The sequence below is a fragment of the Billgrantia desiderata genome, assembly GCF_900108215.1.
Classification (GTDB): domain Bacteria; phylum Pseudomonadota; class Gammaproteobacteria; order Pseudomonadales; family Halomonadaceae; genus Halomonas; species Halomonas desiderata.
In genome coordinates, this window is record NZ_FNVC01000021.1 from 61188 (window position 1) to 75455 (window position 14268).

The following is a 14268-nucleotide window of genomic DNA, read 5'->3' on the forward strand; positions in this document are numbered from 1 at the left end:
GATAGTCGCCTCCGGCGGCGGTTCCCTGCTGCCGATATCAGCGCCAGAATGGCTTGCGCACCTCACGCTCGACCGTGGCCCGGTCGAGGCCGATGTCGGCCAGCAGGTGGTCGTCGAGGTGGCGCAGGTCGTAGCGGGTACGGTGGCGCTGCTGCCGGCTCCTGAGCCAGCGGGAGAGATGAACGAAGCGTGAGAGAGTCATGGCGGCATCTCCTGTCGGTGGGTTCTGACAGGCTATGGCCGAGAGAAAAATCAATACAGATTCACCATTGAAATAGTTTTGCAGTACAGATAGAGCTATTCTCTTTCTGTATCGTCCCTCCAAACGCCTTCTGTACCGGAAGAAACAAGGCTAGTGGAATCTGTCATGAAACGTTACGACCAGGTAGCGCAGACCCTGACCCGGCGCATCGAGCAGGGCCAGTACCGCGTAGGCGATCGGCTGCCCTCCGTACGTATGCTGTGCGGCGAGCTGGGGGTCAGCGTCTCCACCGTGCAGGAGGCCTACCGTCGCCTCGAGGAGGCCGGCCTGGCGGAGGCACGCCCGCGCTCGGGCTACTATGTGCTGCCCCGGCCGACCCCGAGCCTGCTACCGAAGGTGTCGCGCCCAGCCCAACGCCCACTCGACGTTTCCCAGTGGGACCAGGTGCTGGAGCTGGTAGCCCGCTCTCCCGATGAGGACCGTCTGCTGATGCTGGGGCGCGGCATTCCCGACCTCGCTGCCGCCAGCCTGCGCCCTTTGCAGCGTCAGTTGGGGACGCTGCACCGCCACGTGGCGGCCCACGGCCTCAATTATGACAGCCTGCAGGGCAGCCTCGCACTGCGCCGCCAGGTCGTGCGGCTGGCCGCCAAATCGGGCTGCCTGCTGCACCCCGACGACGTGCTGATCACCACCGGCTGCCAGGAAGCGCTCTCGCTGGCCCTGCGCATCCTGACCGAACCCGGCGACGTGGTGGCGGTGGATTCGCCGAGCTTCTACGGCACCATGCAGATTCTCAAGGCGCAGAAGCTCAAGGCGCTGGAGATCCCCACCGACCCGCGTACGGGCATCAGTCTGGAGGCGCTGGAACTGGCACTCGAGCAGTGGCCGATCAAGGCGATCCAGATCACACCCACCTGCAACAATCCGCTCGGCTATACCATGCCCGAGGCGCGCAAGCGCGCCCTGGTCGCCCTGGCCCAGCGCTTCGACGTGGCCATCGTCGAGGACGACATCTACGGCGATCTCTCCTTCGAGGCGCCGCGGCCACGCACGCTCAAGAGCTTCGACGACGACGGCCGGGTGCTGCTGTGCAGTGCCTTCTCCAAGACGCTGGTGCCGGGGCTGCGGGTCGGCTGGATGGCGCCGGGACGCTATCGCGACCAGGCCCTGCACATGAAGTACGTCTCCACCGGTGCCTCGGCCACACTGCCGCAGCTCGCCGTGGCCGAGTTCGTCGAGCACGGCCATTACGAGCGCCACCTGCGCGAGATGCTGCGCCAGTACCGCCGCCACCGCGACATCATGATCGACTGGGTCACGCGCTACTTTCCGGCAGGTACCGGGGTCAGCTTCCCCCAGGGCGGTTTTCTGCTGTGGCTGGAGCTACCGGGCGACATCGACTGCGTGCGCCTCAAGGAGCAGCTGGCGAACGAGGGCCTGCACATCACCCCGGGCTCGCTGTTCTCCGCCTCGGGGAAGTTTCGCCACTGCCTGCGGCTGAACTATGCCGCGGCGATGACGCCCACCGTCGAGGCCGGCATCAAGCGCGTCGGCGAAGCGGTGGCGGCGCTGCTGGAGCAGGAAGTATCGGCCTGACCGAGCCTTGTACCAAATGCCTAGGACGCGGGACCGCTGTTCGTCCTTGCCGTCGTCGTCAGCTGCGCCTCGCTGCCTCGTAGTGCCGGCAACAGATAACGCTGCCACAGGGTCTGCTCATGCTCCGGGCGGAAGAAGCCGAAGTGGCCGATACGGGACAGGCCCGCCTCCCGGGGCTGGATACGCAGCAAGGTACAGGGCGCGTTGGCGTAGAAGCCATGCAACGACTCGGTGTTACGCGCCGACATGAAGTCGTCGTCGCTGAAGGAGAGCGACACCACCGGCGTACGCACGGCGGCGAAGCGTTCACGCACGCCGGGCTCCACCCCCACCGCATACTCCGGATGCAGGCACCAGCGCCGCCACTGCTCGACCACGCCGCGGGGCAGGTCGCCGACCATGTTGAGCCGCTTGCCGGGAAAATAGCCCAGCAACGGCGTGAGCAGCGGCACGGCACCGAACCAGAACAGCCACACGCGCCGCTTCAGTGCCGGCGCGTTCTCACGCCAGTAGCCGCTGCCGCAGGCCACGGTGACGATGCGTTCGAGCCGCTCGTGCCCCGCCACCAGCGGCAGTATCTGCCCGCCCAGGCTGTGGCCGATCCAGTAGCACGGCAGCCCCGGCGCCTGATGCTCCAGCGCCCCGAGCACGGCCGACGCATCGAGCTGGGCCCAGTCCATGATGGTGGCCGGAAAACCGCTCAACCGCGCCGGCCGCGACGCTCCCATACCGCGATAATCGAAGGTGGCCACGGCCATCCCTTGCCCTGCCAGCCACTGTGCCAGCGGGGCATAGAAGCGCTGGGACACGCCCATGGCCGGGGCGATCAGTACCGCCGCCGTGGGATTCGCCGGGGTGACGAAGCGGGCGGCAATGGTCACGCCGTCGCTGGCCTGTAGCTGTCGCTCCTCGAGCTGGGGTGCCATCTCGTTGTCTCCTCACCATGTCGGAACTGCCGCCGTGCGGGCCTCTCGAACCATGGTAAGGTGTGGAGCCAACTCCACAGTCAAGGAGTTTCCGTATGCTGATCGGCGAGCTGGAAAAAGCCAGCGGGCTTGGCCGTGACACCATCCGCTTCTACGAAAGGCGTGGCCTGATCACGCCCCCGTCGCGACGCGACAACGGCTATCGCGACTACACCGAGCTGACCCTGGCGGAGCTGCGCTTCGTGAGGCGAGCCCGCGAACTGGAATTCAGCCTCGACGAGATTCGCGAAGCGATGCCGCGCTTTCACCCCGAGCCCCCCTTCTGCGACGAGCTGGAAACCCGCCTGAGAAAGAAGCGCGAGGCGTTTCAGGCCCAGATACGTGAGGCCGAAGCCAAGATCGGCATGATCGACGATCTGCTGGCACGACTGGCTGCCGCTGCTGTCTGAGCCATGCGGAAGCGCTTGCGCATGGCTCAGTCTGCTGGCCGCCGCGTGACCCAGCCAACGAACGTCTCGGCATTGGGGCAGAAGCTCGTGCACTCTTCCAACGAGGCGTCATGGCGCAGCGCCAGCCAGCACCCCGCCACCTTGGGGCAGGCGCTGCACACGGTGCGCAGGGAATGAATGTCCGGGTCGCGGCCGCAGGCGACGGGGTCGAGGCCGAAGCGTCGCATCATCACCGGCAGCAGGGTTTCCGCAGGGGCGAAGCCTTCCAGCTCCCTGCCGGCCAGACAGCGGGCGATGGCCTGCTCCAGCGAGGGGCTCATGGGGTGTGCCAGGTCATGGATCAGCGCGCTCAGCGCCTTCGGCTTGCAGCAGCGCAGTTCGAGCAGGGCACGCTCGCCTTCGAGATAGTCGTGCAGCTGCGCCTCTCCACCTGGGGGTGGCGGGCGCTTTTGCGGAGGTCGAGGTTTACTCATCGAGGCGCTCCTCTATGACAATTCTTACCGTAGCGCCTCTGCCGAATCTCGCCTTGACCCCGCTCAAGCCATGGCCAATGAAGTGAGCCATTGCTCACTGATGCCCCTTTTGCAACATCAGTGAGCGGTGCCCCCGCCTCGCCTCAAAACGCCTCCCATTCGGCTTCGCCCTGGTGACGCTTCGTGCTCTGCGGGCGCGGCAAAGCGGCCGTCGGCAGTGATGCAGCCGGGGCCATGGCAGCAGCGCTCGCCGGCTGTCGTTGCGCTCTCTGCCCGCTGATCCTGAATACCGCCACGGCCTGTTCCAGCCGATTGGCCTGCTCCTCAAGGGAGGCCGCCGCCGCTGATGCTTCCTGCACCAGGGCCGCGTTCTGCTGGGTTACCTGATCCATCTGGCCGACCGCCGTGGTGACCTGCTCGATGCCGTCGCTCTGCTCCTGCGATGCCGCCGAGATCTCGTCCATGATGTCGGTGACGCGGCGCACGGCGGACACGACTTCCTGCATGGTCGCCCCCGCCTGCTCCACCAGGGCGGAGCCCGCCTGCACCTGCACCACCGAACTCTCGATCAGGGCCTTGATCTCCCGGGCCGCATCGGCACTGCGGCTGGCCAGATGACGCACCTCTCCCGCCACCACGGCGAAGCCGCGGCCCTGCTCGCCCGCCCGGGCGGCCTCGACGGACGCATTGAGTGCCAGGATATTGGTCTGGAAGGCGATCGAGTCGATCACGCCGGTGATATCCGCGATCTTGCTCGAGCTCCCCGCGATGCCATGCATGGTTTCGACCACGCGGTTCACCACTTCGCCGCCGCGCTCGGCGGTGGACGAAGCATCCCGCGCCAGGCCACTCGCCTGCCGGGAGTTGTCGGCGTTCTGTTTCACAGTCGCAGTCAGCTCCTCCATGCTCGAAGCGGTCTGTTCCAATGCGGCCGCCTGCTGCTCGGTCCGGGTGGAAAGATCCGTATTCCCGGCCGCAATCTCACGCGTGCCGAGATGGATGGAAGCGCTGCTCTCGCGCACCTCGGTGATGATGCTGGAAAGCTGCTCCACCATGCGCTTCATGGCGAACAGCACGCTATGGCTGTCGCCGGGGCGTGTCCTGATCTCCAGAGCGAGGTTCTGATTGGCGACATGATTGGCGATCTCGGCCACGTAAGCCGGCTCGGCGCCAAGGCTTCGGCTGATACCGGAAATGATGTACCAGGCCAGGAAAATACCCAGCAAGAGCGCCCCCGCCATGGTGGCAAGGAAGACGATCTGCATGAAATCATAGAGCTCGGTACCGCTGACGTATTCCGCCTCCGCCACGTCGAGCTGAACCTCCATCAGCTCGCCGAAGGCATCGGTTACCGGATCGATCGTCTGGTAGAGTTCATCGACGATGAAGGCTCTGAGCGCGGCAACATCCTCCTGCTGCAGGATCTGCTGCAAACGGGCCACGGCAGCATCGGCCAATTCCAGACGAGGTCGCGTTTGCGCAATGATTCTGAGCTCCGCCTCGACCAGGTAGGTTCCCAGGTAGGCTGCCCAAGTCTCGGCGATGTCCTGGCGGGCCATCGCCACGCTGCGCTGCCCCTCTTCCCAACTGATGTTGCCGTTGGCCACCTTGTGCGAGGCATCGACAATGTTGACCGCGTACTGATCGGCTATCTGCGAGAGTTGCCGTAGCGGAATCACCCTGTCCTCGTAGACCGACTTCAGGCTATCCAGTGTCGTGCTCTTGCCGTGAAGCCCGAAACCCCCGATGCCGACCATGGCAGCCAGCAGAATGGCGACGAGTATCGTCAGTTGATGCGAGATCCTGATCTTTTTGAGCGTGTGCCTCACCCCTTTCCAAGCGCCGTAGGCGTTATGGGCGGTGCGGACCTCTACTCGCTTCGCTGCCCGAGCGACAACGAGTCACCGCCCTGCTCCTTCACTGTAATCCTCGCCATGACACTCAGCGGGCTTCGGATCAACGCTAATTCCAAGGCGCTCAACGCAGCGAGGCGCATGGGGCACTCGGCTTCAAGGAATGGAAAACAGCGCACGTGCGGTATCCCATTCATGGGCGCTGCCCATCACGCCATCTCGGCCAGCCTTTCGAAGGCTGCCGCATTGGGGCAGAAGGCGCGGCACTCGTCGACCCCGGCGTCGCGGCGCATGGCGCCCCAGCAGTAGCCGGCCACCGGGCAGGCGTTGCAGTTGCCGCGCAGGCTGGGGTAGCTGACATGCTCGGTGGCCGTCACCTGCTCGATACCGAAGCGTGCGAGCATGGCCGGCATCAGGGTATCGGCGGGCACGAAGGCACGATAGCCGCCACGGTCGAGATGTCTGGCGACTTCACGCTCGAAGGCGGGCTCCAGAGGAGTGTTCAGATCCTGCAGCATTTCGCTGTAGACGCCGGGCGATTCCGCCTCGATCTCGCGGACCAGGCGCCGCGTGGAAGCGCGATAGCTGCCTTCGCAGAGGCGGTTCCACCAGGAGGTTTGCGGTGTCTTGCTCATGATGCTTCTCCCCAAGGGTATGTTTGCCTCAGTATCGGCCCTCGCCCCTCTGGCAGCATTGACCGGGATCAAAATAGTTTCATTTGAAACTTAAGACGAATATCCCATAACGCAGCGAGCGCGGCCGGGGCCGCGCTCGCAGAATGGAGAGGTGACGTGAGCTCAGGCTTCGGGGTCGATCACCTCGTCGGCGGAGAGCCCCTCTTCTCCCTGAGCGGCATCGAGCTGCTCGAAGAAGTAGGCATGGGCGGCCTGGCCATCGATGCCCTTGGCGCCGGCCGCTTCCATCCACTCGCCGGGCAGCTCGGCGGCCATCTGCTGGAAGCGCTCGATCTCCTCGGCGGGCAGCTCGACGAAGGTGTTGCCGCGCTGCTCGGCGAACTCGATGCCGCGCACGTCGACCACGTCCATCATGTAGCCGAACAGGCGTGAGAGCTTCTCGCCGGAGACGCTCTCGATTGCCTCACGGTCTTCTTCGGAGAGCGAGGCCCAGGTGTCGGGGTTCATCACCAGCGAGAAGCTGCCGCGATAGAAGCCGCCCGGCATCTGTACCGTGTAGGGCAGCACCTCGGCCAGGCGGAAGCTCCTGAGGCCCTCGAGCGTGAGCATGGCACCGTCGATCACGCCTTGGGTGGCCGCCTCGTAGGTGCTGGCCGGCGGCAGCGCCACGCCCGTCAGCGCCAGCGCACTGGAGATATCGCCCATCACCCCGCCGCCGATACGCACCCGCTTGCCACGCAGATCGTCGAGGCTGTCGATGGACTGGTTGAGGAACAGCGACCCTGGACCGTGCACGCCCACGCCGATCACTTCGACCCCGCGATGCTCACCGGCGCCGGCGAAGTACTCGTTGTGGGTGCGCCAGTAGGCCACCGAGGCGGCCTCCGAGGAGAAGTCCTCGAAGGTGGGCAACTCGGGCAGCTTGGTCAGCTCGAAGCGCCCCGGCATCAGGCCGTGAAACAGCCAGGTGACGTCGGCCACACCATCGGCGATCAGCTCCATCTGGGCGTTGGGCGGGCCCATGTCGTGTACCACGTTGACGCTCACTCGCCCTTCGGTGGCCTCCTCGACCCAACTGGCCCAGGTCGGCCAGACGATGGTGTTGACGCCGTGGTTGGGGCCCGCCCAGGTACTCACCGTGAGTTCGGTGGCCGCGGCGCTGTGGAAGGCCCCCAGGGAGAGCGCGGTAAGCGTGGTCAGTGTCGCGAGCTTGTGCATTTTCATTGTCGTTCCTCGTGAGTCCCGGTTGTCAGGGTTGGCGTAGGTCTTGCGTGTTGTTGGTTGTGTTGGGATTAGAGGGCCAGCACCAGTTTCTTGCCCTTGGCACGTGAGCAACAGCTCATCAGCCGATCCTGGCCGGCACGCTCGGCGGCGGTGAGCACCTTGTCGCGATGATCGATTTCGCCCTCGATCACTTCGACCTGGCAGGAGCCACACAGCCCCTCTTCGCAGTCGCTGGGCACGTCGACACCGGCGGCGCGCAGCGTCTGCAGCAGGGTGCGGTCCGCCGCCACCTCGACCACCAGCTCGGAGTCGGCGAGCTCGACTTCGAAGGCATGCTCGTTCTGCGGATCCAGCAGCGCGCCTTCGGCGGTGAAATGCTCCACGTGCAGGCTGCCTTGCGGCCAGTGGGCGGTGCCGGCCTCCAGCGCGGCGAGCAGGCGCTCGGGGCCGCAGGCGTAGAGCAGCGTGCCTGCATCAGGCTCGGCAAGCAGCGAGGCGAGATCGAGCCGTGCGCCCTCATCCTTGGGGTAGAGCCGCAGCGCTTCACCGTGGTCGCGCTCGAGCCGCTCGACGAAGGCCATGCTGGCGCGCGCGCGACCGGCATAGTGCAGTTCGAAGGGCTTGCCCAGCCGCTTGAGGCGGTCGGCCATGGCGATGATCGGGGTGATACCGATACCGCCGGCGATCAGCACGTAGCGCTCGGCCGTCTCGTCGAGGCGGAAGTGGTTCTTGGGCCCGCGCACGCGCAGCTCGAGCCCCTCGCGCACCGTGTCGTGGACCCAGCGCGAGCCGCCGCGACCGGCTTCTTCGCGCAGCACCGCGATCTGCCAGTCACCCGATGTCGGCGGGCCGCACAGCGAGTACTTGCGCGCCTCGCCGCCGGGCAGCACCACGTCGAGGTGCGAGCCCGACGTCCAGGCGGGCAGGTCACGCCCGGCCGGATCGGCCAGGGTCACGCCGAGCACCCCTTCGGCCTCGGGCTCGGCGCGGGTCACGCGGACGCGGCGCACGATGGTGCGTGCCTCCGGGGCGCCGACGGGAAAGTCGCGCTGGGCACTGCGTACCGCCGGGTCGCGGCGCTCCGGGTTCTGCGCCGGGTCCCAGCGCACCCACAGCGCCTCGGGACCGCGAAACGAGGTGTTGGGCAGGAAGGTGAACTCCTGCTCCTCGAGCTCGAGGTGCGGCAGGCGCCGGGTGAACTCCTCGAGGAAGATGCGCATCTCCATGCGCCCCAGGTTCTTGCCCATGCACTGGTGGCTGCCGTAGCCGAAGGTGAGGTGGTCGACGGCGTTGTCGCGGTAGATGTCGAGCTCGTCGGGGTTCTCGAAGTGGGCCGGGTCGTGGTTGGCCGAGGCGGTGACCATCAGGATCTTGCCGCCCTCGGGGATGGTCACGCCGCCCACTTCCACCTCGCGAGTGGCGATGCGCCGCCAGGCCACCACCGAACCGGAGTGGCGCAGGCACTCCTCGGCCGCGGCGGGAATCAGCTCGGGATTGGCGCACAGCTCGGCCCACACCGCGGGGCGCGAGAGCAGCTGGCGGAAGGCGTTGGCGGTGGCCAGCGCCGTGGTCTCGTGGGCGGCGACGATGATCGCCATCATCATCGAGTGCAGGTAATTGTCGGTGACGACATCCGGCTTCTGCCGGTTCTTCTCGATCATGTCGTACATCCAGCCGTGGCCATGCGGCTGCTCCTGCATCTTCTTGAGTACCTGCCCGGAGTACTGCCAGAACTTGCCGACCCCCTCGGCCACCTCGACCTGCTGCTCCGGCGAGGGGCGGCCCCAGGTGTTGAGCGTGTGGGCCACCGAGAAGCGGCGCAGCTGCTCCATGTCCTCCTCGGGCACGCCGAGGAAGTGCAGCGCCACGGTGAGCGGCACCTCCCAGAACATCTCGGCCACCAGGTCGGCGCGGCCGCGCTCGACGATGGCATCGAGCTTCTCGCGCACCAGACGGCGCACCATCGGCGCATGGGCTTCCAGCGCCTCGGGAGTGAAGGCCTCCAGCAGCTCGCGGCGCCGCGCCATGTGGGCCGGCTCGTCCTCATTCACCAGGGTACGGTTCATGCCGTAGTCGTAGCGCTCCAGCACCGCCTGGGCCTCGCGGCTGGCCGGGGTGATCTTCTCCAGCGCGATCGACGGCGAGAAGGTGAGGTTGTCGCGGAAGATCGTCTTGATGTCGGCATAGCGGCTCACCACCCAATAGCCGAGCCTGGGGCTGTAGAACACCGGCTCCTGCTCGCGCGACCAGCGCAGCGCCTCGGCGGGGTCGAGCTGGTAGGGCGAGTCGAAGGGATCGAAGGCCGCCGCCTGCGCTGACACGGGGCAGCCGTTGGGCGCCATCGGCGATTCAGCGGCGGCGTGGAAGGGGCAGCCGCCTGCACCGTTGGTGGTCCGCTGTGTTGCTGATGTCATCAGGCCTCCCCAGGCTGTCATCCGAGTCGTTCGAAGTCATTGCTGTGTTCGAAGTCATTGCTGGCATGCATGGCGGCGCTTTGCCATTCATGTTTTACTTTTATCGCACACTTGATATCGTTTAACGAACACACGAGGAAACATAGGCAGTTTGTGTGGGGGCGTCAATCCCCGCCGGCTGCGCTACCATGCTCTGCCACCATCCACCGAGGGACGTCGTTCGATGGCCACTACGTTGCAAACCCTGGATCGCGGCCTGCGCGCGCTCGAGATCGTCGCCGAGCATGCCGAGGGCATCAGCGTTGCCGAGCTGGCCGAGCGGCTCGACGTGCATCGCGCCATCGCCTATCGCATCGTCACCACCCTGGAACAGCACGGGCTGGTGGCACGCTCCACCGAGGGTCCGCTGCGCCTGGGGGCGGGTATTTCCCTGCTGGCGGCACGCTTCGAGCCGCAGCTGCGCGCGGTGGCCCAACCGCTGCTGCAGGCGCTGGCCAAGGCCACCCGGGCCACCGCTTTCGTCTCGGTGGCCCAGGGCGAGGAGTGCGTGGTGATCCTGGTGGCGGAGCCCGACGAGGGGCTGCTGCGGGTGGGCTACCGGGTCGGCAGCCGCCATCCGCTGTCGCTGGGGGCAGCGGGTATCGCCATTCTGGCCGGACGCCCGCCGCGCGCAGACGACAGCGAGGCGGTGCGTCAGGCCCGCAGCGACGGCTACAGCCTGACCCGCGGCCAGCTGCAACTCGGCGCAGTGGGAGTGGCCAGCCCCGTGGCCACGCCGCAGTTCCGCCCCGGGGTGGAGGCCTGCGTGGGCGTGGTGGCGATGGACGATCTCGACACCGAACGGGCCATACGCGAAGTGAAGGCTCACGCCCACCAGCTGGCCGAGCTGCTCGGTCGCTGAGCGGCACGCCGTCGCGGCCCGTGAAGCCCGGCTCCGGTAGCGTTACACTACGGACCATCCTCCGCCGCCACCTTCGAGGCCCTCGATGAGTCGCCACCTGCTCTCCGTCGATTCCCTGACCCGCGATAGCGTCAACCACCTGATGCATGTCGCCGCCCGCATGGAACCCATCGCCCAGCGCCGCCAGGTCACCCGGGTGCTGGAGGGCGCCGTGCTCGGCAACCTGTTCTTCGAGGCCAGCACCCGTACCCGGGTCAGCTTCCACACCGCCTTCTGTCGCCTGGGCGGCAGCGTGTGCGACACCACCGGCTTCACCTTCTCCTCCATGGCCAAGGGCGAGTCGCTCTACGACACCAGCCGGGTGATGAGCGGCTACTGCGACGCCATCGTCATGCGCCACCCCGACCAGGGCTCGGTGGCCGAGTTCGCCGCCGCCACCCACGTGCCGGTGATCAACGGCGGCGACGGCCCCGGCGAGCACCCCAGCCAGGCGCTGCTCGACTTCTACACCATCGACAAGGAGTTCACCCGGCTGGGCAAGAAGCTGGCCGGTGCCCACGTGCTGCTCACCGGCGACCTCAAGTACGGGCGTACCGTGCACTCGCTGATCAAGCTGCTGTCGCTCTACGACCCCATGCGCATCACCTTGGTGGCGCCGCCGGGACTGGAGATGCCCGATTACCTCATCGACCTGGTCGCCTCCCGCGGCCACCGCATCGAGCAGCGCACCAGCCTGGCCGACGACTACGCGGACGTGGACGTGGTCTACACCACGCGCATCCAGAAGGAGCGCTTCACCGCCGAGATGAGCGAGGGCTTCAGCCTGTCGCGGGACTTCACCGTCGACCGTGCCTTCATGGACAAGCGCTGCGGCCGCGACACCATCGTCATGCACCCGCTGCCGCGCGACAGCCGACCGGAGGCCAACGACCTCGACGTGGATCTCAACGGCGACCCGCGCCTGGCAATCTTCCGCCAGACCGACAACGGCATCCCGGTGCGCATGGCGATCTTCGCCACCCTGCTGCAGGTGGACGAGCTGATCGAGAAGGACCTGCGTCCGGTACGCTGGTTCGTGCCCGAGCGGGTGGGAGTGGACGACAGCGCACTCTGACGATGCTGCAACCAACGCTGGGCATCGCTATGCTGTTCAGTAACGAGTAATGTAAGAGAGAGCACGAATAACAACGGCGTTGCCGCCCACGGCAACCGTAGAGAGGAGATGTGACGCATGACTCTGGAACGCGCTTACATATTGTTGGCGGTCTTCTACAGCGCCCTGGTGGCGATCGGCGCCATCGCCCTGCTGGTGGGTGGCGGCCCGGTCTGGGGCGTGGCGATACTGCTGCTCGGCGCCCTGGTGGCTGCCGGCCTGTGGGGCCAGACCCTGGGCAAGCCGGTGATGAACCCACGCATGTGGCGCCCGCTGGCGGGCATTCTGGCCGTCGGCTTCGTGCTGCAGCTGTTCGCCGTGTTCTCGCTCTCGCTCTCCGGGGCCGAGCTCACCTGGCTGCTCACCGGTGCCATCTTCTCCGTTCTGCCGGCCATCATGCTGTTCCAGTACGGCAAGCGGGACCAGGAAGTGTGGGCCACGCCCGAGGAGTGCGAGGGCGGCAAGATGCTGCGTGAGCTACTGGCCAGGCAGCGCGAGCTGGTGCTGGAAAAGCAGGAGGCCGACCGCCAGGCCACGGTCAAGTTGACCAAGGAGGGCGACACCTACCGCGCCAGCGTCACTCGCGGCAACGGCGTCGAGGTGGAGCGTTTCGAAGAGCGGTTCGCCTGCCCCGCCACCCTGGCCTTCTTCGTCATCAAATACACCTGCATCTCGGTGAACGACATCGCCGCCCAGTATGCCGAGGAGCGCGTGCTGGCGACCTGAACGGCTCGTTCGCCCGCTTGCATTCGTCTCGTTTCGAACGGACCCCGACGGGGTCCGTTCTGCGTTTGTCCGTCACCCACCCCGGCCTCTCGACCACGGACACTTGTGGTTTTCGGATATCCAGACGTGTTCTGCGACCATGGCGCCGCCTGCTCCCCGGGTCAACACTGAAGCGGACGGGGTGACGACGAGACGCCCGTCGCCTCGATACCGACAACAACAATCGCGGAGCGCACGATGGCGGAGGCAATCATCGAGACCCGACAGCTGACCAAGAGCTTCCGGGGCTTCAAGGCGGTCAATGACATCTCCATCCGGGTCGAGCCCGGCACCATTCACGCCCTGATCGGCGCCAACGGCGCCGGCAAGACCACCTGTTTCAACCTGCTCACCAAGTTCCTCGAGCCCAGCGCGGGCAGCATCTTCTTCAAGGGCCGAGACATCACCCGACTCAAGCCGGACCAGGTGGCCCGGCTGGGCATGGTGCGCTCGTTCCAGATCTCGGCGGTCTTCAGCCAGCTGACGGTGCTCGAAAACGTCAAGCTGGCGTTGCAGCGTCGGCGCGGCGAGTCCTACGACTTCTGGGCCACCCAGCGTCGGCTCGACGAATACCGCGAGCGTGCCATGGACCTGCTGGAGGAGGTGGGCTTGAGCGAGTGGGCCGATACCCCGGCCGCCGAACTGCCCTACGGCCGCAAGCGCGCCCTGGAGCTCGCCACTACCCTGGCCCTGGACCCCGAGCTGATGCTGCTCGACGAGCCGCTGGCCGGCATGGGCACCGAAGACGTGGGCCGTACCGCCGAGCTGATCCGCCGTGTGGCCGCACAGCGCACGGTGCTGATGGTGGAACACAACCTGGGGGTGGTGGCCGAGCTCTGCGACCGCATTACCGTGCTGGCGCGGGGCGAGGTGCTGGTGGAGGGCGATTACGCCACGGTCTCGCGGGACGAGCGGGTGATCGAGTCCTATATCGGGGGAGCGCAGCATGACTGAAGCCGCCATCGCACACCACGCCGAACCCATGCTGGCCATTCGCGATCTTCACGCCTGGTACGGCGAGAGCCACGTGCTGCACGGCATCGACCTGGAGGTGCTGCCGGGCCAGGTGGTGACGCTACTGGGCCGCAACGGCGCCGGCAAGTCGACCACGCTGAAGTCGATCATGGGCATCGTGCCACGGCGCCAGGGTCATATTCGCCTGCAGGGCAGCGAAACCATCGCCATGCGCCCCTTTCAGATCGCTCGCCAAGGCGTGGCGTACTGCCCGGAGGATCGCGGCATCTACGCCACGCTCGATGTCCGCGAGCACCTCGAGCTGCCGCCCCTGGTCGACGACAGCGGCTTGAGCACCGAGCAGGTGTTGAGCCTGTTTCCCAACCTGCGCGAGCGGCTGCACAGCCCCGGCAGCAAGCTTTCCGGCGGCGAGCAGCAGATGCTGGCCATCGGCCGCACCCTGCGCACCGGTGCCAGGCTGCTGCTGCTCGATGAGCCCACCGAGGGGCTCGCGCCCAGCATCGTGGAGCAGATCGGTCGCACCATCCACCAGCTCAAGGAGCAGGGCTACACGATCCTGCTGGTGGAACAGAACCTGCGCTTTGCCTTGAGCGTGGCCGATCACTTCTACCTCATCGATCACGGTCGGGTGGCCGCCCGCTACGACCGCAAGGGCATCGAGCAGGATGCCGACGAGCTGATGGCACGGCTGGGCGTCTAGCC

At 66.5% G+C, this 14268-nt stretch carries 14 protein-coding genes; 7 read left to right on the forward strand and 7 right to left on the reverse strand.

Going from position 1 to position 14268, the window contains the following annotated elements:
- Positions 1 to 37 precede the first annotated feature (37 nt).
- On the reverse strand, positions 38 to 202 hold the full coding sequence (locus C4S71_RS16875; protein WP_103969949.1) for a DUF1127 domain-containing protein: 165 nt from the start codon (positions 200 to 202) through the stop codon (positions 38 to 40).
- Between the two features lie 165 nt (positions 203 to 367).
- Here C4S71_RS16875 and C4S71_RS16880 point away from each other — a divergent pair, with 165 nt between their 5' ends.
- The gene (locus tag C4S71_RS16880; RefSeq protein WP_103969950.1) at positions 368 to 1798 is read left to right on the forward strand and encodes an aminotransferase-like domain-containing protein; all 1431 of its coding nucleotides are present in this window, start codon (positions 368 to 370) and stop codon (positions 1796 to 1798) included.
- Between the two features lie 20 nt (positions 1799 to 1818).
- Here the strand turns inward: C4S71_RS16880 and C4S71_RS16885 are convergent, their stop codons facing one another.
- The gene (locus tag C4S71_RS16885) at positions 1819 to 2724 is read right to left on the reverse strand and encodes an alpha/beta hydrolase family protein (protein ID WP_103969951.1); all 906 of its coding nucleotides are present in this window, start codon (positions 2722 to 2724) and stop codon (positions 1819 to 1821) included.
- A gap of 95 nt (positions 2725 to 2819) precedes the next feature.
- Here C4S71_RS16885 and C4S71_RS16890 point away from each other — a divergent pair, with 95 nt between their 5' ends.
- Positions 2820 to 3173 (forward strand): MerR family transcriptional regulator, encoded by a 354-nt coding sequence (locus C4S71_RS16890; RefSeq protein ID WP_086509190.1) that lies wholly within the window; start codon positions 2820 to 2822, stop codon positions 3171 to 3173.
- A 26-nt stretch (positions 3174 to 3199) separates the two neighbouring features.
- On the opposite strand, the gene C4S71_RS16895 is transcribed toward C4S71_RS16890, so the two are convergent.
- From C4S71_RS16895 to C4S71_RS16915, 5 genes are all read right to left on the reverse strand, one after another.
- Positions 3200 to 3646, reverse strand: coding sequence for a hypothetical protein (locus tag C4S71_RS16895; protein ID WP_103969952.1), 447 nt, complete (start codon positions 3644 to 3646; stop codon positions 3200 to 3202).
- A gap of 143 nt (positions 3647 to 3789) precedes the next feature.
- Complete coding sequence (locus C4S71_RS22950) at positions 3790 to 5475, reverse strand: methyl-accepting chemotaxis protein (RefSeq protein ID WP_103969953.1); 1686 nt, start codon at positions 5473 to 5475, stop codon at positions 3790 to 3792.
- 233 nt (positions 5476 to 5708) lie between these two features.
- A complete protein-coding gene (locus C4S71_RS16905; protein ID WP_103969954.1) occupies positions 5709 to 6134 on the reverse strand; it encodes a hypothetical protein in 426 nt (141 codons plus the stop codon).
- A gap of 162 nt (positions 6135 to 6296) precedes the next feature.
- A complete protein-coding gene (locus tag C4S71_RS16910) occupies positions 6297 to 7352 on the reverse strand; it encodes a TRAP transporter substrate-binding protein (protein WP_103969973.1) in 1056 nt (351 codons plus the stop codon).
- A gap of 74 nt (positions 7353 to 7426) precedes the next feature.
- The gene (locus tag C4S71_RS16915; protein ID WP_086510654.1) at positions 7427 to 9772 is read right to left on the reverse strand and encodes a cytochrome P450/oxidoreductase; all 2346 of its coding nucleotides are present in this window, start codon (positions 9770 to 9772) and stop codon (positions 7427 to 7429) included.
- A 223-nt stretch (positions 9773 to 9995) separates the two neighbouring features.
- Between C4S71_RS16915 and C4S71_RS16920 the strand changes: the two genes are divergently transcribed.
- The 5 genes from C4S71_RS16920 to C4S71_RS16940 all read left to right on the forward strand — a co-directional run bounded on the left by C4S71_RS16920 (position 9996) and on the right by C4S71_RS16940 (position 14266).
- Positions 9996 to 10673, forward strand: coding sequence for an IclR family transcriptional regulator (locus C4S71_RS16920; protein WP_103969955.1), 678 nt, complete (start codon positions 9996 to 9998; stop codon positions 10671 to 10673).
- Between the two features lie 85 nt (positions 10674 to 10758).
- Entirely contained in the window at positions 10759 to 11787 is a 1029-nt protein-coding gene (locus C4S71_RS16925; RefSeq protein ID WP_086510656.1) for an aspartate carbamoyltransferase, read from the forward strand.
- Between the two features lie 117 nt (positions 11788 to 11904).
- Entirely contained in the window at positions 11905 to 12552 is a 648-nt protein-coding gene (locus C4S71_RS16930) for a DUF5336 domain-containing protein (protein WP_103969956.1), read from the forward strand.
- Between the two features lie 237 nt (positions 12553 to 12789).
- Positions 12790 to 13545, forward strand: coding sequence for an ABC transporter ATP-binding protein (locus tag C4S71_RS16935; protein WP_086510658.1), 756 nt, complete (start codon positions 12790 to 12792; stop codon positions 13543 to 13545).
- Positions 13538 to 14266: an ABC transporter ATP-binding protein gene (locus tag C4S71_RS16940; protein WP_086510659.1), complete on the forward strand. Its 729-nt coding sequence runs from the start codon at positions 13538 to 13540 to the stop codon at positions 14264 to 14266. Before C4S71_RS16935 ends, C4S71_RS16940 begins: the two co-directional genes overlap by 8 nt.
- The last annotated feature ends 2 nt before the right edge of the window (positions 14267 to 14268 follow it).